At 67.9% G+C, this 21,128-nt stretch carries 21 protein-coding genes; 15 read left to right on the plus strand and 6 right to left on the minus strand.

The genetic code is table 11. The annotated features are described in order from the left end of the window. Positions 1-66: 66 nt before the first annotated feature. The 4 genes from ACTZWU_RS16000 to ACTZWU_RS16015 all read left to right on the plus strand — a co-directional run bounded on the left by ACTZWU_RS16000 (position 67) and on the right by ACTZWU_RS16015 (position 4,144). Positions 67-669: a TRAP transporter small permease gene (locus ACTZWU_RS16000; RefSeq protein ID WP_444738361.1), complete on the plus strand. Its 603-nt coding sequence runs from the start codon at positions 67-69 to the stop codon at positions 667-669. Further along, positions 669-1,958: a TRAP transporter large permease gene (locus tag ACTZWU_RS16005; protein WP_444738362.1), complete on the plus strand. Its 1,290-nt coding sequence runs from the start codon at positions 669-671 to the stop codon at positions 1,956-1,958. Before ACTZWU_RS16000 ends, ACTZWU_RS16005 begins: the two co-directional genes overlap by 1 nt. Before the next feature lie 30 nt (positions 1,959-1,988). Then, a complete protein-coding gene (dctP, locus tag ACTZWU_RS16010) occupies positions 1,989-3,035 on the plus strand; it encodes a TRAP transporter substrate-binding protein DctP (RefSeq protein WP_444738363.1) in 1,047 nt (348 codons plus the stop codon). Positions 3,036-3,136: 101 nt separating this feature from the next. Beyond that, on the plus strand, positions 3,137-4,144 hold the full coding sequence (locus ACTZWU_RS16015) for a YeiH family protein (RefSeq protein WP_444738364.1): 1,008 nt from the start codon (positions 3,137-3,139) through the stop codon (positions 4,142-4,144). A 91-nt stretch (positions 4,145-4,235) separates the two neighbouring features. On the opposite strand, the gene ACTZWU_RS16020 is transcribed toward ACTZWU_RS16015, so the two are convergent. Next, positions 4,236-5,816, minus strand: coding sequence for an SLC5 family protein (locus tag ACTZWU_RS16020; protein ID WP_444738365.1), 1,581 nt, complete (start codon positions 5,814-5,816; stop codon positions 4,236-4,238). Positions 5,817-6,036: 220 nt separating this feature from the next. On the opposite strand from ACTZWU_RS16020, the gene ACTZWU_RS16025 reads away from it, so the two are divergent. From ACTZWU_RS16025 to ACTZWU_RS16045, 5 genes are all read left to right on the plus strand, one after another. Then, positions 6,037-6,252, plus strand: coding sequence for a hypothetical protein (locus tag ACTZWU_RS16025; protein WP_444738366.1), 216 nt, complete (start codon positions 6,037-6,039; stop codon positions 6,250-6,252). Positions 6,253-6,311: 59 nt separating this feature from the next. After that, positions 6,312-7,574: an MFS transporter gene (locus ACTZWU_RS16030; RefSeq protein WP_444738367.1), complete on the plus strand. Its 1,263-nt coding sequence runs from the start codon at positions 6,312-6,314 to the stop codon at positions 7,572-7,574. 72 nt (positions 7,575-7,646) lie between these two features. Continuing rightward, positions 7,647-8,261 carry a sigma factor gene (locus ACTZWU_RS16035; protein WP_444738368.1) on the plus strand — a complete coding sequence of 205 codons (615 nt, stop codon included), beginning with the start codon at positions 7,647-7,649 and terminating at the stop codon, positions 8,259-8,261. Then, complete coding sequence (locus tag ACTZWU_RS16040) at positions 8,258-8,899, plus strand: NrsF family protein (RefSeq protein WP_444738369.1); 642 nt, start codon at positions 8,258-8,260, stop codon at positions 8,897-8,899. Before ACTZWU_RS16035 ends, ACTZWU_RS16040 begins: the two co-directional genes overlap by 4 nt. Positions 8,900-8,991: 92 nt before the next feature. Further along, entirely contained in the window at positions 8,992-10,011 is a 1,020-nt protein-coding gene (locus tag ACTZWU_RS16045; protein WP_444738370.1) for a nucleotidyltransferase family protein, read from the plus strand. Between the two features lies 1 nt (position 10,012). Here the strand turns inward: ACTZWU_RS16045 and ACTZWU_RS16050 are convergent, their stop codons facing one another. The 4 genes from ACTZWU_RS16050 to ACTZWU_RS16065 all read right to left on the minus strand — a co-directional run bounded on the left by ACTZWU_RS16050 (position 10,013) and on the right by ACTZWU_RS16065 (position 14,435). After that, positions 10,013-10,471 (minus strand): DUF421 domain-containing protein, encoded by a 459-nt coding sequence (locus ACTZWU_RS16050; RefSeq protein WP_444738371.1) that lies wholly within the window; start codon positions 10,469-10,471, stop codon positions 10,013-10,015. A 59-nt stretch (positions 10,472-10,530) separates the two neighbouring features. Next, positions 10,531-11,763: a PRC-barrel domain-containing protein gene (locus ACTZWU_RS16055; protein WP_444738372.1), complete on the minus strand. Its 1,233-nt coding sequence runs from the start codon at positions 11,761-11,763 to the stop codon at positions 10,531-10,533. A gap of 112 nt (positions 11,764-11,875) precedes the next feature. After that, positions 11,876-13,612 (minus strand): dihydroxyacetone kinase subunit DhaL, encoded by a 1,737-nt coding sequence (gene dhaL, locus ACTZWU_RS16060; RefSeq protein WP_444738373.1) that lies wholly within the window; start codon positions 13,610-13,612, stop codon positions 11,876-11,878. Positions 13,613-13,625: 13 nt separating this feature from the next. Next, positions 13,626-14,435 (minus strand): sugar phosphate isomerase/epimerase family protein, encoded by an 810-nt coding sequence (locus ACTZWU_RS16065; RefSeq protein WP_444738374.1) that lies wholly within the window; start codon positions 14,433-14,435, stop codon positions 13,626-13,628. A gap of 168 nt (positions 14,436-14,603) precedes the next feature. On the opposite strand from ACTZWU_RS16065, the gene ACTZWU_RS16070 reads away from it, so the two are divergent. The 6 genes from ACTZWU_RS16070 to ACTZWU_RS16095 all read left to right on the plus strand — a co-directional run bounded on the left by ACTZWU_RS16070 (position 14,604) and on the right by ACTZWU_RS16095 (position 20,107). Beyond that, the gene (locus ACTZWU_RS16070; RefSeq protein WP_444738375.1) at positions 14,604-15,458 is read left to right on the plus strand and encodes a transketolase; all 855 of its coding nucleotides are present in this window, start codon (positions 14,604-14,606) and stop codon (positions 15,456-15,458) included. Next, positions 15,455-16,486, plus strand: coding sequence for a transketolase family protein (locus tag ACTZWU_RS16075; RefSeq protein WP_444738376.1), 1,032 nt, complete (start codon positions 15,455-15,457; stop codon positions 16,484-16,486). The genes ACTZWU_RS16070 and ACTZWU_RS16075 overlap by 4 nt, the downstream gene beginning before the upstream one ends. Before the next feature lie 24 nt (positions 16,487-16,510). Then, a complete protein-coding gene (locus tag ACTZWU_RS16080; RefSeq protein WP_444738377.1) occupies positions 16,511-17,263 on the plus strand; it encodes an SDR family NAD(P)-dependent oxidoreductase in 753 nt (250 codons plus the stop codon). A gap of 66 nt (positions 17,264-17,329) precedes the next feature. Beyond that, on the plus strand, positions 17,330-18,289 hold the full coding sequence (locus tag ACTZWU_RS16085; RefSeq protein ID WP_444738378.1) for a TRAP transporter substrate-binding protein: 960 nt from the start codon (positions 17,330-17,332) through the stop codon (positions 18,287-18,289). Then, positions 18,286-18,840, plus strand: coding sequence for a TRAP transporter small permease (locus ACTZWU_RS16090; protein WP_444738379.1), 555 nt, complete (start codon positions 18,286-18,288; stop codon positions 18,838-18,840). The genes ACTZWU_RS16085 and ACTZWU_RS16090 overlap by 4 nt, the downstream gene beginning before the upstream one ends. A 10-nt stretch (positions 18,841-18,850) precedes the next feature. After that, a complete protein-coding gene (locus ACTZWU_RS16095; RefSeq protein WP_444738380.1) occupies positions 18,851-20,107 on the plus strand; it encodes a TRAP transporter large permease in 1,257 nt (418 codons plus the stop codon). Here ACTZWU_RS16095 and ACTZWU_RS16100 read toward each other — a convergent pair. Next, a partial coding sequence (locus ACTZWU_RS16100; protein ID WP_444738381.1) for a LysR family transcriptional regulator occupies positions 20,104-21,128 on the minus strand: 1,025 nt, incomplete at its 5' end. The two genes, ACTZWU_RS16095 and ACTZWU_RS16100, sit on opposite strands and share 4 nt — an antisense overlap.

The raw sequence follows: 21,128 nt of genomic DNA on the forward strand, positions 1-21,128 counted from the left end.
CGCCGACATCTCGGTCAAGTGAAACGCCTCGCGCGGGGAGGCGCGGCGGCAGAGGGGGGAACGAGTATGAGCCTGTTAGAGGCTGTGATCCGGCCATTGTCCCGGATCAACGAAACGGTGCTGAGACTAGGCCGCGCCGTCGGCATCGTCGCCATTGCGATCATGGTGGCGGTGACGATCCTGCAGGTCTTTCAGCGCTATGTGATGAACAGCGCGCTGGCCTGGCCGGACGAGGCCGCGCGCTTTTGCATGATGTGGATGACCGGGCTGATGGCGCCGACGGCCTTTCGTCGCGGCGGCTTCGTGGCGATCGACTTCGTGCCGCTGCTGCTGCCGGTCCTGCTGGCGCGGCTGCTGAATGTGGTGCTGCTGGTGATCTCGCTTGTGGTGCTGGTCGTCGCGCTGCAGATCGGCTGGCGCGAGGTGACGGGCCTTGGCGGGCGCTTTGCCAGCGCCTCGCTGTTCGTGCCGGTCTCGCTGGACCTGTCGGAATGGTATCGGGTGCCGCGGTCCTGGATGATGGCCTCGATTCCGGTCGGGCTGGTCCTGCTGATCATGGTCAATGTCGAACTGATCCTGCGCAATCTGGCGCAGATGGCAGGCGTGCGAGACCTGCCGCCGATCCCCACCGGGGACGGCATGGATACCGGCGCGCGGGGGGTCGACTGATGCTGATCTGGTTCCTGCCGCTGTTCCTGTTCTTTCTGCTTCTGGGCCTGCCGGTCTTTTTCGGGATGCTGGCCGCGCCGGGCATCATCCTGTGGCTGAACGGTCAGGAACGCGACCTGACGCTGCTTTACCGCAATCTCTATAACGGGATGGACAGCTTTCCCCTGATGGCGATCCCGTTCTTCATGCTGGCGGGCGAATTGATGAACAGAGGCGGCATCACGCTGCGGCTGGTCGAGTTCGCGCAGGCGCTGATGGGGCACCTGCGGGGCGGGCTGGCGCATGTCAACGTGCTCAGCTCGATGCTGTTCGCGGGGCTGTCGGGCTCGGCCGTGGCCGATACCTCGGCGCTTGGTTCGATGCTGGTCCCGGCGATGGAGAAACAGGGCTATACCCGCCGCTTCGCCGCCGCGATCACCGCCGCCAGCTCGGTGATCGGGCCGATCATCCCGCCCTCGGGGATCATGATCATCTATGCTTATGTCATGGGCGAAAGCGTGGCTGCGCTGTTTCTGGCGGGCATCGTGCCGGGGGTCATGGTCGGGCTGGGCCTGATGGCGGTGATCAAGGTCATGGCGGACCGCTACGATTTCCCCATCGCCTCGGCGCGCCAGCCCTGGGCCGCACGCGGTCGCGCCAGCCTCAAGGCATTCTGGCCGCTGCTGACGCCGATCATCATCCTGGGCGGCATCCTGGGCGGCATCTTCACGCCCACCGAGGCCGCTGCGGTGGCGGTGCTCTATGCGATGGTCATCTCGCTTTTCGTGCTGCGGACGATGCGGCCGGGGGAACTGCCGGACGTGCTGGGCCGCGCGGCGCTGACCTCGGCGGTGGTGCTGCTGCTTGTGGGGGCGGCGATGTCCTTCAAGACGGTCGTGTCGCTGTCCCATGCGCCGCAGATCATGGCCGATTTCATCCTGGGGCTGACGGCGAACCCGCTGCTGCTGCTGTTCCTGATCAACCTGCTGCTGTTCGTGGTGGGCATGTTCCTGGATGCGGGGCCTGCAATCATCATCCTGGCGCCCATCCTCGCCCCGGTCTTTGAAAGCATGGGCGTGGACAGCGTGCATTTCGCCATCATCATGTGCGTCAACCTGACCGTGGGTCTGGCGACGCCACCGATGGGGCTGGTGCTGTTCGTGGCCGCCGCCGTCTCGAAGGAACGCGTGACCACCATCGCCCGCGCGATCCTGCCATTCCTGGCGGTCGAGATCCTGGTGATCTTCCTGATCACCTATTTCCCCGCCTTGTCCATGACCATTCCGCGCCTGACCGGGTTCGCGGACTGACAGCCTTACATAAAACGGGAGGAGATACCGATGCTTAAAACCACACTGGCCCTTGCGGCGGCACTGGCGCTGGCCGCGCCGGCCTTTGCGCAGGATTACACGATCCGCGCCGTCGCCAATTCCAACGAGGAGGACGAGGATTACGACGGCCTGCAGGTCTTCAAGTCCCATGTCGAGGCCGCCTCGAACGGCGCCATCGAGGTCGAGATCTACATGGGCACGCAGCTTTGCTCGAACGGGGCGGAATGCCTGCAGGGCGTGGCCGACGGCTCGATCGATGTCTATATCTCGACCCTGGACGGGGCGGCGGGTCTGTTCCCGTATTTCCAGGTGCTGGACATGCCCTATATGATGGCCGACGACCGCGTCGCGGAACGGGTGCTGTCGGGCGACTTCATGCGCTATCTGCGCGACCGCGCGCTGGAGGACAGCGGCGACACGCTGCGGCTGATGACGATCGGCAATACCGGCGGTTGGCGCAGCTACGCCAACACGCAGCGCCGCATCCAGACGCCCGCCGATCTGGCCGGGCTGAAGATGCGGACCGTGGTGGCGGACCTGCCGCAGGAACTGGCGCGCGCGATGGGCGCCTCGCCGACGCCGATCCCCTGGCCCGAGCTGTTCACCTCGCTTCAGACGCGCGTCGTCGAAGGCACTGCGAACGGCATCACCGACATCATGTCGATGCGTTTCCCCGAGGCCGGGCTGCGTTACATGACGCTGGACCAGCACGCCTACATGGGCGCCTATTGGTGGATGTCGAATGACAGTTTCACCGCCATGCCCGAGGATATGCGCCAGATCGTCGTTGACGGCTTCTACGCGCTGCAACAGGCCACCTTCGCCTCGCCCAAGCGCAAATCCATCCCGGCCTACGAGGCCTTTGCCGCCGCAAGCGGCGAGGTCTATGTCCCCACCCCCGAGGAACGGGCAGCCTTTGCCGAAGCGGCCGAGCCGGTCTATGCGTGGTTCGCATCGTCCGTCAGCGGCGGCGATGAGATCCTGACCCGGTTCCGCGATGCCGTGGCCGAGGCCGAAGCCGCGGTGAACGAAGAGCGCGCCCGAGACATCCAGTAACACCGGGCCGGGGGGCGCCCGCGCCCCCCCTTCCCCGCCCCTCCCGGGCATACCGTCTGGGCCTGCGTCGCCGCGGGCTCAGCACTCCGGAATCCTGCCTCATGCACATTCTCAATCCCTTGCTGCCCGCCCGACTGCGCGTGCTTGCGCCCGGCGTCATGCTGGCCGTCGTCGTCGCCATGGCTGCGCAATTCCTATCATCCCATTACGGCGTGCCGGTCATGCTGATGGCGATCCTGCTGGGGATGCCGCTGCATTTTCTGGCCGAGGATGCCCGCGCGGCCCCCGGCATCGACTTTGCCGCACGCGGGCTGCTGCGCATCGGTGTGGCGCTGCTGGGTCTGCGCGTGTCGCTGGACATGGTCTCGGCGATCGGCTGGCCCTTCGTGGCACTGATCGCGGGCTCGATCGCGGCGGTGATCCTGGGCTCGGTCGCGGTGGCGCGGCGGGTGGGTCAGGACCGGGCCTTCGCGATGCTGACGGGCGGGTCCGTCGCGATCTGCGGGGCATCGGCGGCGATGGCGATCTCGTCGGTCCTGCCGCAACGAGAGCGCTCGGAACGCGACCTGTCCTTCACCGTCATCACCGTGACGGCCCTGTCCACTGTGGCCATGATCCTCTATCCGATCCTGGCGGCCTGGCTGGGCCTCGACCCCCATCGGACAGGGCTGTTTCTGGGCGGCACCATCCACGACGTCGCACAGGTCGTGGGCGCGGGCTATTCCGTGTCCGAGGGCACCGGCGACATCGCCACGGTGGTCAAGCTGATCCGCGTGACGCTGCTGGCGCCGGTGGTGCTGATCGCCAGCCTGGCGCTGCGCCGGACCAGCGCCGCCTCTGGCGCGCGCCCGCCCTTGCTGCCCGGCTTCGTGCTGGCCTTCCTGCTGCTGGCGGCCGCGAATTCGGCGCATCTCATCCCCGAATTGGTCACGGATGCGGCATCGACCGCGTCTCGCGCGCTTCTCGTCGCGGCGGTGGCGGCGGTCGGGATGAAGACCGCATTGGCGCGCCTGGCAGAGGTTGGCCCGGCGGCCATCGTGATGCTTCTGGCGCAAACCGCCGTGATCGCGGCGCTGATCGGCATACCGCTGATCCTGGGTCTGGTGTAGGTAGGGCCCAGGAACCGGCGCTGGACGGGGTCGCGGCCATAGGCATGGGCCATTGCTGCCCGGACCCACGGCAAGCGCGCGGCACCATGCTTCAGATGAACATCACCACGACCGCCAGCGTGCCGATGACCAGTGCCACCGCCAGAACGCGCGGGTTCTGCCATTTCGGCAGTTCCGCCAATTCCTGCGTCTCGTCCTGCCAGGTCTGCCTGCTGAACGTCGTCTCGGCCTCTAGCTCGGGCGCTTCGCCGCGCAGGGTGACGAAGGTCAGGATCGCCAGCGACAAGAGCAGCATCAGCCCTGTCCCATAGAGGAATTGCAGGTCGATCAGCTCCGCGAATTCGAAGATTGCAAAGCCCGCAAGACCGACCGGGATGCCCAGTGACAGCGTCCAGAAGGCCGCCTCTCGGGGCGGGCGCGCCGAGAACAGCCCCGCCAGGAACACCACCACGACCGGCATGGTCACATAGCCCAGGAAGGACTGGAAATACTCCACGATGCCGCCGAAGCTGCCGATGACCGGCGCCCAGAGCGCGGCCACGATCATGAAGCCTCCGACCAGCAGGCGGCTGACCAGCAACATGCGCTTGTCGCTCCAATCCTTCTTGTGCGGCTTGATGAAATCGTTGACCGCGATCGAGGCCGAGCCATTCAGGACCGAGTCGATCGTGGACATCAGCGCCGCGACAAGGGCGGCCAGCGCCAGGCCGCGCAGGCCGATGGGCAGCAGTTCAAAGACCAGGGCAGGCCAGATATGATCCTGGTCCTGCAGATCGGGGAAGAGTTCGCGCCCCATCAGGCCCGGCAGGATCAGGATGAAGAGGAACGGCACCTGCAAGGAGGCCGCCAGCAAGGCGCCCCACCGGCCATGGTTCACATCCTTGGCCGACAGGACCTTCTGCACGACGACGTGGTTGGTGGTCCAGTAGTAGAAGCTTAGCCAGATGACGCCGGTGAAGATGCCCGGCCAGGGCAGGAAATCGTCATCGGCGGGCTTTGCGATGGTGAATCCGCCCTCGGGCGCGGCTGCGCGCACGGCCTCCCATGACGAGCCCAGCTCCATGAAGACCATCACGAAGATGATCGTTCCGACGATCAGCAGCAGCACGCCCTGGATCGTGTCGGTGATCATCACGGCCTTGAGCCCGCCGAAGATCACGTAACCCCCGCCAAGCGCCGCGATGACCGCGATCAGCGTGCCAAGCGGGATGTCGGGAAAGAGCAGCTGCATCGTCAGCGCCCCCGCGAACAGAGCGCCCGCGCTGTCGATGAAGATCGCCGTGAAGATCGAGAACCCCGCAAAAACCCGCCTTGCACGGCGATCATAACGCTGCTCGAGGAATTCGGGCATCGTGTTGACCTTGCTGCGCAGGTAGAAGGGCAGGATGAACAGCGCGAAGAAGATCAGGACCAGCGTCCCCATCCATTCGTAGTTCCAGACCGCGATCCCGTCGCCATATCCCGCCCCGGCCAGACCCACGAAGGATGTGCCCGACAGGTTCGCCGACATGAGCGAGATGCCGATCACCGGCCAGACCGCCCCTCGCCCGCCCAGAAAATAGCTTTCGCTGTCCTTCTGGCCGCGGCTCAGCCAAAGCCCGATGGCAAGGACGATCACGACATAAAGCCCGGCAATGGTCAGATCGATGGCGGAGACCTCGAATTCGGGCATCGTTCTCGTCCTTTGCGATCAGGGGTCGCGCCCCGCCTGCCCGACTGTGGCCCGCGGTTCCTGCGACTTGTTGACCACAACCGCACCGCTCTGCGCTGGTTCCCGCCAGAGTTGAAATGCCCCGAAGCCACGGCCGGTGACCCAGAGAAACGGACACAGGCGGAAACATCCCGGCGCGACGCTGGTTACAGCCGCCGACCTTCTGGAAAAGGAGCCTTCGATGGCCAGAAAACCGCAAGGCGGCCGCAAGCCTGCCGGCAAGCCCGCGCCCCAACCGGACCCCAAGCGCGGTATGCCCCGTTCGCTGCTTTACGCGCTGATCCCCGGCGGCTTTCTGCTGCTGGTGGCGGTGATGGTCTTTGGCGGATGGGCCACCCAGGAAGAGCCCGCCCCGATGACCGAGGCGCGCGAAGAGGCCGAGCAGATCGACGACTAGGCCAGCCCCTGCCAGAACGACGCGGGGCGCGCGGCAAGGAATGAAGGTGTCGTAACGGAATGGACAATCGACAGACGGGCAATGCCGTGGGGCGTGCAGGCTCTCGCGGCCATACCGACATGCGCGCTGGCCGGGCCAATCTGGTCGGCGCCAGTTTCGCCCTCACCGCGCTGGCCTACGGGCTTGCGCGGTTCGCCTATGGCCTGCTTCTGCCGCAGATCCGGGCCGATCTGGAACTGGATACGGTGGTGGCGGGCTGGATCGGCAGTGCCGCCTTCGCGGCCTATTGCGCGGGCGTGGTCGCAGCGTTCTTCGCCGTGCCGCGCAGCGGGCCGCGGGCGGTCGCGGTCGCCTCGGGGCTATGCGCGACGCTTGGCATGGGGCTGATGGCGGTGGCGGGTTCGGCGCCTGCCCTGGGGTTGGCCATGGGGCTGGCAGGGATCAGCACCGGGCTGGCCTCGCCCCCGCTTGCGGCGGCGGTGGCGTGCCGCGTGCCGGCCAGCGACCGGCCGCGCGCCAACGGCGCGATCAATGCCGGGACGGCTGCCGGGATCATCCTGTCCGCGCTACCGGCGCTGGCCTTTGCCGAGGCCTGGCGCGACCTCTATCTGGGCTTTGCAGCGATCGCGGCGGTGGTGACGCTGTGGCTGTGGCGCGCGATGCCGGGCCACGCGCCAGAGGCCGCCGCGCAAGGCAAGGCGAGGGCATGGCCAAGAGGCCTTGTGGCCCTGTCCATCGCCGCGGCACTGATGGGGGTGGCCAGCACGGCGATCTGGACCTTCGGGGCCGACATCCTGCGGCAGGATCTGGACTTCGACGACGAGCGGATCGCATTGGCGTGGCTGATCATGGGCGCGGGGGGTCTGCTGAGCGTGGCGACCGGACCGGGCGCGAACCGTTTCGGCCTCGCCGCAATCCACCGCGTTTCGTTGACGCTGATGGCCCTGTCGATGGCCGCGCTGGCGGCTGCACCCCTGGCCGAACTGCTGCCTCATGCCGCGATGGGCTTGTTCGGGGCGGGTTACATCGTCTCTTGCGGGGCGCTGCTGCTTTGGGGGATCGCGCTCTTTCCGCATCGCCCGGATCTGGGGATCGGCCTGCCCTTCCTGCTGATCGCCATCGGCCAGATGATTGGCGCGCCGCTTTTCGGGGCCGCGCTGGAAGCGGCCGGAACGCCGCTGGCCCTTGCGGGGGCAGGCGTCGCGCTGGCTGTCGCCGCGATCCCGGCGCCTGCACGCAACCGCATTCGCAACGCGCCTCGAACGCGGGGCGGCCTGGCGGGGCGCGCAAAAGCGCAGGAAACCGCCTGCCATGCGCCCTGACGCCGCCGCGCTCCGCATGGGCGCGCAGCAGATCGTCGCCTCAGGCGTCGGCCGGCGCAAGCGCACAACCTGGTGATATGCGTCCTGCGCCATTGCCCGGTCCCGGGCCGTGACGCTAGGCTGGTTCGACCAAAGGCGGAGGCGCGACTGGAACGGGACCGGCACTGGGACGATCTGCTGCGCCGCGCCAATCAGGGCGACGGCGCGGCCTTCCTGCGCTTTCTGACCGAAGTGACCCCCGCCCTGCGTGCGCTGATCCGCTCGCGCGGCCACGGCCTGCCGCCCGACCAGCACGAGGATGTCCTGCAAGAGGTGCTGCTGGCCATTCATCTCAAGCGCGGCACATGGGACGGCGCCAGCCCGGTTCGGCCCTGGCTACATGCGGTGGCGCGGCACAAGGTCGTCGACGCCTTCCGCAAGCGGGGCCGCAGGCTGCATCTGCCGATCGACGATCTTCAGGACATGCTCGAGGCTGATCCAGGCCCGACACCCTTGGCTGCGCGGGATGCGGAACGGATGCTGGGCATGATCGACCACCGGGGCGCCGCGCTGGTGCGCGCCATCCGGCTGGAGGGCAAGACCCCCGAAGAGGCCGCCGCGGGCCTTGGCGTGACGACAGGTGCCGCCCGCGTCGCCCTGCACCGCGCCATGAAGCGCCTTGTCGCGCTGGCCGAGAGGATGAAATGACACAGCGACCCGCAACCGACGAGCTGATCCGCAGCCTGGCCGCCAGCCCGGCTCCGCCGCCCCTGACGGCGGCGATCGCGCGGCCCATGCTGCTGGCGCTGGTCCTGAGCCTTGGCGCCTTTCTGCTGGTCGCGGGTCCACGTGCGGATCTGGCGCAGGCGGTCCTTGCGCCCGAGGTGCTGGCCAAACTGCTCTTGCCCCTGGTCGTCGCCGCGACAGCACTGGTTCTGGCGCTGCGTTCCGCCCGACCCGCCACCCGGATCGGCGGTGGCGCGCTGCTCGTCCCCGCCGCGGCCGCGCTTGCGATCCTGGCCGCCACGCTGGCCCGGACCGCTCCGGGCTCCGTGCTGCCAGCCTTGATCGGCGGCGGCAGCCCCGCCGGCTGTCTTGCGGCGATCACCGCGCTGTCGGCGCCTGCGATCATCGCCGGGCTGGCCCTGTTCCGGCGCGGTGCCTCTCTTCGCCCGGCGAGGACGGGGGCGTTGATCGGCATCGCGGCCTCGGCGGGGGCGGCGTCGGGCTATGCGCTTTACTGCACCGAGGATTCGCCGCTGTTCTTCATCACCTGGTATGGGCTGGCCATTCTGATCGCGGCGGCTGCGGGCGCGCTGGCCGGCCAGCGACTGCTGCGCTGGTAGCGGTCCGCCCTCGTGTGCAGCAGGAATGAACTTGCTGCACACTTGCCCGATGTGCAGCAAGATGTTATTTGCTGCACATGCCAAGGCAGACCATGACGATCACCTCTCATTCCCGCGCGGCGCAGGTCGCCTATCAGGACCTGCTGCGGCTGCATCTTGATGAAAGCGCCTCCGACCTGATCGGCAGCATCGAAGAGCGGGCGCGCGGCGGGCGGGTCTATCTCTACGACAAGTTCCGCATCGGCACCCAGATGAAAAGCCGCTATCTGGGCGAGGGCACGCCCGAATTGCGCGCCCGGCTGGCCCGCGCCGCCGAACTGAAGGCCGGGGCCGAGGCGCGGCGGGCGACGATGGCCCGGCTGGCGCGCGTCCTGCGCGCCGAGGGCTTTATCACGACCGACCGCGACACCGGATCGCTGCTTCTGGCCTTTGCGCGGGCGGGGGTGTTCCGGCTGGGCGGAACGCTGGTCGGGACGGGCGCCTATGCGCTCTATCAGGGCGAGCTGGGCGTACGTTTCGACAGCGACGAGCTGGCACAGACCGGCGATATCGACTTTGCAAGCTTCGAGCGGCTGTCCGTCGCCCTGGGCGACACGGTCGAGGCCAATCCCGGCGACATCCTGCAATCGCTGAAATTCGACCCGGTGCCGGGCGTCCATGACCGTCAGGTCTGGAAATGGCGCCAGAACCGGGGCGAAGCGATGGTCGAATTCCTGACCCCCGCCTTCGGCGCGGAAGAGGTCAAGCCGCTGCCCGCGCTTGGCGTCAGCGCACAAGGGCTGAATTATCTGAATTACCTGATCGCGGAACCGATCCCGGCGCTGGCACTCTATCGGTCGGGGGTTCTGGTCCAGATCCCCCGGCCCGAGCGCTTCGCGATCCACAAGCTGATCGTCGCGGATCGTCGCCGCGACGGACCCGACCGCGCCAAGGCCCGCAAGGACCGCGCGCAGGCGGCGCATCTGATCGACATTCTGGCCGAGGATCGCCCCGACGACCTGCGCGACGCGCTGGAGGACGCCCGGTCCCGCGGCCCGCGCTGGCGCGAGCGGATGGATGCCAGTCTGGCCCGCCTGCCCGGCAGCGCGGCCCGGCTGCGGGATCTGGCCTAGCTCAGATCACGGACAGCGTGCCGTCGGTTTCTAGGATCACGGCGCGAACGCCATCCAGCCCCTGACGACCGCTCTGCCGCAGGGCCGCGTCGATCTCTTCGGCAGTGACGCGCTGGCAACGCATCGCATCCGGCAAGAGGCCGCCATCGCGGACCAAAAGTGTCGGCTCTGCCTTGATGACGCCACGGAACCAGGCCGATCGCACGGATAGCCAGGTGATAGCGAATTGCAGCCCGACCAGCAGGGCCAGCGCCACGACCCCCTCGGCCAGTGGGACGTCTGCGCTCAGCAGAACCGTCGCCAAGGTCGAGCCCAGAGCCACCGTCACGATCAGGTCGAAGGCGTTCATCTTGGACAGGGTCCGCTTGCCCGACACGCGCAGCATCACGATCAGCGCGCCATAGGCGGCGACGCCCACGACCAGAACGCGCAGGATGCCGTGCCAATCGTCGAACAACATCGAGGCCTCCGTCGGGAAAAAGGCCGGGGACGCGTCCGCCCCCGGCCACAGGCTGGCGATCAGCCCTGATATTCGGGCAGCTGCTCAAGCTGCTCGCGGGTCGCGCCGACATAGACGCGCAGATCGTCGCCGCCGTCATGCATGACAGAGACCTCGTCCATGCCGAGCGCAACCGGATGGGCGCCCATCCCCAGAACGCCACCCACGTCAAGGACGACATACTCGACCTGTCCCTGCTGCGAGGCGACCACGTCCTGCACCGTGCCGATATTGTTGTCGCCGGCGCCATAGACCTCGGCGCCCATCAGGTCGTCAAGCGACAGCGCAGCCGCCTCGGCGCGTTCGTAGCCCTGCAACCGGACCTGAGGCGCGGACATCGCCTGACGACCGCCGCGCCAGTCGTCCCCTTCCCCTTGCCGGGCCTCGGCCTGCTGGCCTTGCTGCTGCCCGGCGGGTTGCTGCTGCCCTTCAGCCTGCTGCTGGCCCTCGAACGAGATGTCGGGCTCGCCGCTTTCGGTAAACTGGACACGCGGCTCGCCGCTGCCAGAGAACTGGATCTGCGGCTCGGCTGCCTCGTAGCTTACACGGGGTTCGGCCTGTTGCAGATCGACGCTGGCCTGATCGCCCTGCTGCAGTCGGACCTGCGGGTCGCCCTGGCTGACCTGCACGTCGGGCTCTTGCCGGGGCTCATCGGTGGCCGCGTCATCGACAGCCACATCGACCTCGGGCTCACCCTGTTCGACGCTGACGCGGGGCTGGGCCTGATTCACGTCGATCCGCGGCTGGGGCGTGTCCACCGCGACCTGCGGGTCGGGCATACGGACGATGATCTCGGGCTGAGGCTGGTCGACGGTGACGACCGGCTCGGGCATGTCGATCCGGATGGTCGGCGGCACCTGACGCACGATGATCTCGGGCTGAGGCTGGGCGACCGAGACGCGCGGCTCGGGCTGGGTCACGTCGACCTCGGGGGCTGGCTGCTCGACGGCGACGCGCGGCGGCTCTTGCGAGACGACGATGCGACCTTCGACCCGCTCGGCCTCATCGCCCTGGGCAAGCGTCTGCTCGGCCTGGGCGACGTAGCGGGCGCAAAGCTGCGGATCGTCGCCACGCGCGGCCTCAGATGCCTCGTCAAGCCATTCCTGCTGAAAGCTGTCATTACCCTCGACGACCTGGCCAAGCTGCGTGCAAGCCTGCGCGTCCTGCCCGGCCTGCTGCTGCGCCAGCGCCGGGACGGCTGCGGTCGTGCAGAGCATCGAGGCCGTGAACAATCCGGTGAGGCGGTTTTTCATCCTGTTCTCCTTTCCTTGCTGCGGCCCATGCAACAGCCCGAGGCCAAGCATGTTCCCGGATTTCTGAGAACAGGCCGTCCCCGGACATGCGCCGCAGCCGGATCGGAGGCGTTCAGGACGGCGCCACCTCGGCCATCGCGGCAAGGATCACATGCGCTGATGCCGCGCCCGGATCGACATGGCCAAGCGACCTTGCCCCCAGCTTGGCCGAGCGTCCCCGACGGCTTTCGATCAGCGCGGTCCGGTCGCGTCCCTGCCGGGCGGCGCCGGCAGCGGCCAGCAGCCGCGCCTGCGGGCCGCCCGCAGCCTCCGAGGCGGCCTCGGCGGCGGGCAGCCATGCGTCGATCATGGTCTTGTCGCCCGGCGCCGCCCCGCCGCGCGCCAGGATACCGTCGCAGATCCCCCGCACCCACAGCGCCATGGCCGCCCCGTCCAGGTTCAGCCGATCCGCCACAGCCGCCCCGGCGCGCTGGAACGCGCTGGCGTAAAGCGGCCCGGTCGAAGCGCCCACGGCATCCAGAAACGCCGCCGACATGTGTTGGCACATCCGGGTGATGGTCGCATCGGACGGCAGGTCGTCCAGCGCGCGCTGGATGGCGGTCCAGCCGATCTCCATCGTGATGCCGTGATCGCCGTCACCGATGACGCCGTCCAGTTGCGACAGCCAGTCGCGGTTCTCGCCGATGGCGCGGGCCGCGGCGCGCATCATCGCCTCGAAGGCCTGCGGCGTGACGGTGCCTTCGGTCACGAGGCTCGCACGCTCAGCCTGTGGCGCTACCTCGGCCTCGGCGCGGCTTGCGCGGGGGTGACGGCGTGCCACAGGCGTCGGGCTGTCGCCCACGGTCAGCGCGGGCGTCCGGCAGGGCCGGTCCAGCAGCCGGGTCAGATCATCATCCAGCCGCATCAGCGTGATCGAGGCCCCCGCCATATCCAGCGATGTGCAGTATTCCCCGACCCAGGTCCGATGCACGGCGATCCCGCGTTCGGCCAGAAACGCGGCGACGCGGCGGTTCAGGACGTAAAGCTCCAGCATTCCGGTCGCGCCCAGACCGTTGACCAGCACCGCGACCCGCTGCCCAGGTTCCAACCCCAGATCGGCGGCGATCACGGCCATCAGTTCGTCCACCAGATCGTCGGCCCGGCCAAGGGGTGCCGAACGCATTCCGGGTTCGCCATGGATGCCCATGCCGATCTCCATCCGGTCGGGTTCGATCCGGAAATGCGCCTGCCCGGTCTGCGGCATGGAGCAGGGCGTCAGCGCGACCCCCATCGAGCGAGTCGCGTCGTTCGCGGCGCGGGCGGCGGCAAGGCAGGCGTCAAGGTCGCGCCCCTCATCAGCCGCGGCACCGGCGATCTTGAAGACGAAGAAGTCGCCCGCGATGCCGCGCCGTTCGGCCTCGCGCCCGGCAGGGGCCGAGGCGACGTCATCGGTCACCGCCAGCGATCGGGCGGGAATGCCCTCGGCCGCGCAGGTCTCGGCGGCCATGTCGAAATTCATCACGTCGCCGGTGTAATTGCCGTAAAGGAACAGAACGCCCGCGCCGCCTTCGACCGCGCGCGCCGCGTCCATGACCTGCTGCGGCCCGGGAGAGGCAAAGACGTTGCCCACCGCCGCCGCATCGGCCAGACCCCGGCCCACATAGCCCGCAAAGGCAGGTTCATGCCCCGAGCCGCCGCCGATCACGACGCCCACCTTGCCGTCGCGCGGGCCATCCACGGCGATGACGGCGCGGCCCGTCGGCCCCTCAAGCGCCAGCATGTCGGGGTGGGCGGCGATCATGCCGGCAAGGGCCTCGGTCACGATATCCTCGGGCGCGTTCAGCAGGCGCTTGGTCGGGTGGTCGGTCATGGTCCCCTCCTCCTCAGGTGACGATGCGGCGCGCATGGGCGACGGTCTGATCCAGCCACGGGCGCTCCTGCGCCTGCGCGGTGGCCAGACCGTCGCCCAGAGGCAGCCAATGTTCCAGAATGCAGCTGGTCTCGGGCGGGCAATGGGCCAGTTGCGCCAGCACCCATTCGAGGGGCGCCCGACCCTGCCCCAGAGGCACGCCCCGGATGCGGAAACCCACCCCATGGGGATCGGGCTGGATGATGTAATCCTTCAGATGCAGGTTGATCGTGTAGGGCGCCAGCAGGGTGACGGTTTCCTCGGTCCATTCGCCCGCGCAGATCGAATTGGCGACGTCCAGACAGACGCCCAGCTGCGGATCGGCGACCCGCTCCAGCAATTCGACCATGCGCGGCGAGGGATAGTTGAAATGGTTCTCGATGGCGATGCGGATGTCCGCCGCGCGCGCCTGCTCCAGAAGGGGACGCAGCTGCTCGGCCAGATCGGCGACCGGCAGATGCGCATCGGCCTCGTCCAGCGCCACGCGCAGAATGCGGGCGTTCAGGCGACGTCCGATCCCCAGATAGCGCGCCACCTCGTCCGCGTCGAAGCATTGCGTGCCCAGCTCCAGCGCGATGCCGCACGCGGCGGCGCGTTCGGCCAGACGGTGCTGGTCGCTCTCGCTCAGCCGGTCCAGCGGCAGGTTGTCGGCATATTGCACCACCGCCAAGCCGCGCGAGGCGGCCTCGTCCAGCAGATCGAAGGCGCTCATCGGCCGCGCCGGGCGCTGGTCCCCGATGCCGATGTTCCAGCGAAAGGCATAGCTGCCCAGACCCAGTTTCATGCGCGCCCCCCTTACCCTGCCCCTGATCGGGCATCGCGCAGATTTGCCCGCAAAGCGCGCCGCTTCAATTTAGTTTTTCTACGCAGCTGATTAATTTTTTCGACCTTACGCAGCGCGCCCAGCCCGCTACCGTCTGCCCATCGGACATGCCGACCGGCAGGAGGAGCCATGAACGCCACGACCAGGCCAGAGAACCGGCCCAACACCTCGCTGGAGCGCAGGGCCTGGGCGATCCGCCGCCACGCGTTGCGCATGGGGCAGGTGCAGGGGCAGGGCTATATCGGCCAGGCGCTCGGCATCGCGGATGTTCTGGCGGTGGCCTATTTCCACGCGATGGACTACCGCCCCGAAAACCCCGAATGGGAGGGGCGCGACCGGTTCCTGCTGTCCATCGGCCATTACGCCATCGCGCTTTACGCAGCCCTGATCGAGGCCGGGATCATCCCCGAGAACGAGATCGAGACCTATGGCATGGATGACAGCCGCCTGCCCATGTCGGGCATGGCTTCCTACACGCCGGGGATGGAGATCACGGGCGGCTCTTTGGGCCATGGCCTCGGCATCGCGGTCGGCATGGCGATGGGGCTCAAGCGCAAGAAGAACCCGGCCTTCGTGATCAACCTCATGTCCGACGGCGAGTTGGGCGAGGGCTCGACCTGGGAGGCCGCGATGTCGGCCTCGGCGCAGGGGCTGTCGAACCTGATCTGCCTGGTCGATTTCAACGACCAGCAGGCCGACGGCCCCTCGACGCAGGTCCTGACCGCGGAGCCGGTCGCCGACAAATGGGCGGCGTTCGGCTGGCACGTCCAGCGCATCGACGGCAACGACATCGAGGCTGTCCGCATGGCCTTTGACACCGCCCGCGCCCATCCCGGCCCTCAACCGCGCGCGATCATCTGTGACACGGTGATGTGCAAGGGCGTGCCCTTTCTGGAGGCGCGCGAGATCACCCATTTCGTCCGCGTCGAGCCTGACGAATGGGACCGCGCGCTGGCCATCCTCGACGAGGGACAGATCCGATGACCCATGCCAGCATGGCCCGCAAATACGAACCCCGCCGCCTGCCCGAGGGGCCGCGCGCCGCGACCTCGGCCATGATCGCCTCGCTTTCGGCCGAAGGCTACGACACGGTCGCGGCCCCCTTCGGTCACGCGCTTGTCGATCTGGCCCGCCGCGATCCGCGCGTCCTGGGCCTGTCGGCGGATCTGGCAAAATACACCGACATGCACATCCTCGCGCAGGAGATGCCCGATCGGTTCCACCAGATGGGCATGGCCGAACAGCTGCTGATGTCCGCCGCCGCCGGACTGGCGCGCGAGGGGTTCATGCCCTTCGCCACGACCTATGCCGTCTTTGCCAGCCGCCGCGCCTATGACTTCATCGCCATGGCCATCGCCGAGGAAAACCTGCCCGTCCGCATCTGCTGCGCCCTGCCGGGCCTCACGACGGGCTACGGCCCCAGCCATCAGGCGACCGAGGATCTGGCGATCTTTCGCGGCCTGCCCAACATGACGATCATCGACCCCTGCGATTCGGCGGACATTCAGGGCATGGTCCCGGCCATGGCCGCCCATCCCGGTCCGGTCTATGCGCGCCTGCTGCGCGGCAGGGTTCCCGACGTGATCCGCCGTCACAAGCCCGATTACCGGTTCCAGCTGGGACGCGCGCAGATGATCCGCGAGGGGGGGGACGTGCTGGTCGTCTCGACGGGGATCATGACGATGCGGGCGCTGGACGCGGCCGAGCGGCTGGCGGCGGACGGGATCGGCGTGGCGGTCCTGCATGTGCCCACGATCAAGCCGCTGGACCGCGACACGATCCTGGCCGAGGCCGCCAGGGGCCGCCTGCTGGTCACCGCCGAGAACCACACCGTGATCGGCGGTTTGGGCGAGGCCGTGGCCGCGACGCTGATGCAGGCGGGCGTCACACCGCGCTTCCGCATGATCGGGCTGCCCGACGAATTCCTCGAAGCCGGCGCGCTGCCGACGCTTCACGACATGTACGGCCTCTCGGTGGATCGGGTGGCCGAGACGATCCGGGGCTGGCTCTAGCCCCCAATGACAGGAGAAACGCCCATGGGGCTTCTTGACGGAAAGACGGCGATCATCACCGGCGCGGCCTCGGCGCGCGGTCTTGGCAAGGCGACGGCGCGGCTTTTTGCCGAACATGGCGCGCGTGTGGCGATCCTTGATCTGGACGAGGGCGCGGCCCGGGCGGCGGCCGCCGATCTGGGCGCGGACCATCTGGGCCTGGCCTGCGACGTGACCGATCTGGCGGCGTGCCGCGCGGTCGCCGAGCGGCTGACGGCGGATTGGGGCCGCATCGACATTCTGGTGAACAATGCGGGCATCACCCAGCCCCTGAAATCGCTCGAGATCCAGCCCGCCCATTACGACGCCGTGCTGGACGTGAACCTGCGCGGCACGCTCTACATGAGCCAGGCGGTGATCCCGGTCATGCAGCGCGCGCGGTCGGGCAGCATCGTGAACCTGTCCTCGGTCAGTGCGCAGCGCGGCGGCGGGATCTTCGGCGGTCCGCATTATTCGGCCGCAAAGGCCGGAATTCTGGGCCTGACCAAGGCGATGGCGCGCGAATTCGCGCCCGACCAGATCCGCATCAACGCGATATGCCCGGGCTTCATCGCCACCGACATCACCGGCGGCAAGCTGACCCCCGAGATGATGAGCGGCATTCTGGCCGGCATCCCGATGGGCCGGGCGGGCGAGGCCAGCGACGTGGCGGGCTGCGCGTTGTTCCTGGCCTCGGACCTCGCGGCCTATTGCACCGGAACCGAGGTGGACGTGAACGGAGGCTCACTGATCCACTGACGCGCAAAGACACGCTGGCCAATGGAGGGGCCAGCGGGCAAAACCACAACCACATGGGAGGATATCATGAAATTCAAGCTGATGACGGCGCTGACCCTGTCGGCGGCCATCGCCGGACCGCTTGCCGCGCAAGAGGTCATCTTTGCCCACGGCGCGGCGCCCGGCAATCCGCGTGACGTCGCCGCGATCGCTTGGGGCGAGGCATTCACCGCCTGCACCGGCACCGCCGTCAATGTCGCGGGCGCCGCGACCATGGGCGATGATGTCGAGATGCTGACCTCGGCCAGCGCCGGGATCATCCAGGTCACGGCGAACAGCCAGGGCGCCATGTCGCAGATCGTTCCCGAGATCGGCCTTCTGGGCCTGCCGTTCCTGTTCGCGGACCTGCCTTCGGCCTGGGCGGTGCTGGATGGCGAGGTCGGGCAGATGCTGGACGAACGCGCGCAGGCCTCGGGTCTCAAGGTGCTGGGCTTCTGGGATAACGGCATCCGCCATGTCAGCCACATGACCAAGACCGTGCCGAACCCGGCGGATGTCGCGGGCATGAACATCCGCACGCCCCCCGACCAGATGACCATCGACATCTTCACCGCGCTCGGCGCCTCGCCCGCGCCTCTGGCCTTTTCGGAGCTGCCGACGGCGCTGCAATCGGGCGTGTTCGACGGCCAGGAGAACCCGCTGACGAATATCTATTCCTCGAAGATCCACGAGATCACCAAGTTCATCACCCTGACCGGCCACAAATACGAGGCGACGCCCGTCGTCGCGGGGCTGGCCTGGTGGTCGGGGCTGGACGAGGCCACGCAGGACTGCGCGCTGAAAGCCACCGCCGAGGCCGGCGAGATCCAGCGCAACCTGTCGCTTGAGGCCGAACAGACGCTGCGCCCGCAGATGGAGGCCGAGGGCGTGACCTTCGCCGAGGCCGACCGCGATGCCTATATCGAGGCCACTTCGGCGATCTATGACGCCTATGCCAGCCGCTACCCGGATCTGGTCGCCGCCCTGCGTGCGGCGGTCGGTCAGTGACGGCTTCGCACGATCGGCAGGGGGGCGCGTCCCCCCTGCTTCGCGCGGCGGATGCGCTGACGCTTCTGGTGACGCTGACCGGAAAGCTGATCGCGGTCGCCTGCCTGAGCGTGATGTTCGTGGCCCTATTGGTGAATGTGGTGCTGCGCTACGGCTTCTCGGGCGGCATCGCATGGGCCTACGAGATCCACGCCCTGTTGCTGCCATGGCTGGTGGCGGGCGGGGTCGTGGTCGCCGCCGCGCAGGGCGCCAACATCGCCGTGACGCTGCTGCCGGGCGTTCTGGGACCCAGAGCCGCGCGGGCGCTGCTGGCGCTGGTTCAGGTGCTGATCCTGGTGATCGCGGTCTCGGTTCTGGTCAGCAGCCAGCCGATCCTGCGCGCGTCCCAGTTCCAGACCCTGTCTACCCTGGGGATCCGGCAGATCTGGGGCTATGCCAGCCTGATCTTCGCCTTCGGCGGCATGGCGGTAATCGCCGCGCTGGACCTGATCCGCGTGCTGGCCGGCACCCTGACCTGGGACCGCGACGCCGGCCGCAACAGCCTGAGCTGAGGAACATGCCATGAGCACGATCATGATCGTCGTCTTCGCCGTCCTGATGGTCCTGGCCGTGCCGGTTGCGCTGGCGATGGTGGGCGGCACCGCCCTTGCCCTGTGGATCGAGGGCCGCCCGCTGGCGGTCATCGCGCAGCGTCTTTATTCGCCGACACAGAGCTTTCCGATGCTGGCGGTCCCGTTCTTCATCCTGGCCGGCAGCCTGATGATGCAGGGGCGGTTCGGCGAATACCTCGTGAACATCGCGCGGCTTTTCGTCGGCCACCTGAGGGGCGGTCTGGGACAGGTCAGCGTCATCGGCTCGGTGATGTTCGGGGGCGTCTCGGGGTCGGCCGTGGCGGATTCGACGGCGATGGGCAACGCGCTGATCCCGGTGCAGAAACGCGCGGGCTATCCCGGGGGCTTCGCGGCGGCGGTGAATGCCTCGTCCTCGACCATCTCGGTTCTGATCCCGCCATCCATTCCGCTGATCCTCTACGGGCTTGTGGCGAATGTCTCGATCATCGACCTGTTCGTGGCGGGCATCCTGCCGGGTGTAATGCTGGGCCTTGGCATGTTCGGCTGCGTCTGGTGGGTGGCACGGCGCCGCGACCTGCCCCGCGCACCGCTGGAAGGCGGCTTTCGCGCCTTCCGCAGCCAGCTTCTGATGGCCATTCCCGCCCTGCTGATGCCCGTCTTCGTCATCGGCACGCTGCGCTTTGGCGTGGCCACCCCGACCGAGGTCAGCGTCATGGCGGTCGCCTATGCGCTGGTGATCGGCGGCCTGATCTACCGCGACCTGACACCACGCGCGATCTGGCGCGCCTCGGTCGAGACGGCGGTGATGACCGGCGCGGTCATGCTGATCATCATGGCTTCGTCCACGATTCAATGGCTTCTGACGGCCGAGCGCGTGCCGCAGAACCTGGCCATCTGGGTCACGGCGACGATCAGCGAACCCTGGATGATCATCCTGGCGCTGAACCTCGTCATGCTGATCGTGGGCGCGTTCCTCGACCTTCCGGCCGCGATCCTGCTGCTTGGTCCGCTTTTCGTGGGGATCGGACAGGCGATCGGGATGGACCCGGTGCAGCTGGGGCTGATGATGGTCGTGAATCTGTCCATCGGGCTTTACACACCGCCGGTCGGCACGACGCTGTTCATCTCGGCCGGGATCGCCCGCGTCGGGATCGGAGAGGTCGTGCGCGCGCTTCTGCCCTTCTATCTGGTCGCGCTGCTGGTCCTGGCGCTGATCTCATATCTGCCCGTGCTGACGATCTACTAGGGCGCACCGGGGGGCGTGGCGTCCCGAAAGCGGCAGCCCAGCCCCGTCAGGCAGGCGCGCGCCTCGGCCTCGTGCTCGCGGGCGCAGTGGGCGATCCAGTCGGCAAAGCGCGCGACGATGCGCCGGTTCATGTGGCGCGGCGGGCAGACCATCCAATAGGCGGGAAAGTCGATCACCGGATAATCCGTGGACAGCGGCACCAGATCCCCCCGCCGGATATCGGCCAGGCACAGATTGACGCTGTCGAGCGCGATCCCCATGCCCTGCCGCGCCAGTTCCAGCGACATCGAGGACCGGTCGAAGGCCATCGGATAGGTCAGGTCCGGCAGGTCGATCCTCATCATCGCCAGCCACAGATCCCACCGGAACTGCGCCTTGACGCTGTCGATCAGCACGGCATGGCGCAATTGCGTGACCGGATCGTCCGAAATCGCCCGCAGCCGCGCCAGATAATCGGGGCTGCACATCGGCATGACCAGATCATGCATGACCTGCGTGACCGACAGGCCGGCCCATTCGCCGTGACCGTAGCGCAGGTCGAAATCCACGGCCTCGGTGTCAAAGGCGGTGAAATCCTGCGTCGCATCGACCCGGATCGCCCAGCCCGGATTGGCCGACAGGAAGGCGCCGACGCGTGGCCCCAGCCAGCGCACCCCGAAGCTGGGACTGACGCGCAGGATCAGGTTGCGCAGATCGCGCTGCCTTGTGATCGCGCCCCGCGCATTGCGGATCGCGCCAAAGGCCTGGGTGGCGGTCTGGAACAGGATCTCGCCCTCCTGCGTCAGGATCAGCTTGCGCCGCTCGCGCCGGAAGAGGCGCACACCGAACTGCGCCTCCAGCAGTCGAAGCTGCTGGCTGACGGCCGAGGGGGTGACGCCCAACTCGGCTGCCGCCGCGCCGACGGTGCCGGTCCGGGCGACGGTCTCGAAATACTCGACAGCCTTGATGTTCAGATCACGCATGACCCGGATCATGCCTGCATTTGGCGGCCTGTCCAGCGACAGATCACCGGGCCTTCTGC

The sequence above is a fragment of the Paracoccus sp. NSM genome (genome assembly GCF_052379855.1).
Classification (GTDB): domain Bacteria; phylum Pseudomonadota; class Alphaproteobacteria; order Rhodobacterales; family Rhodobacteraceae; genus Paracoccus.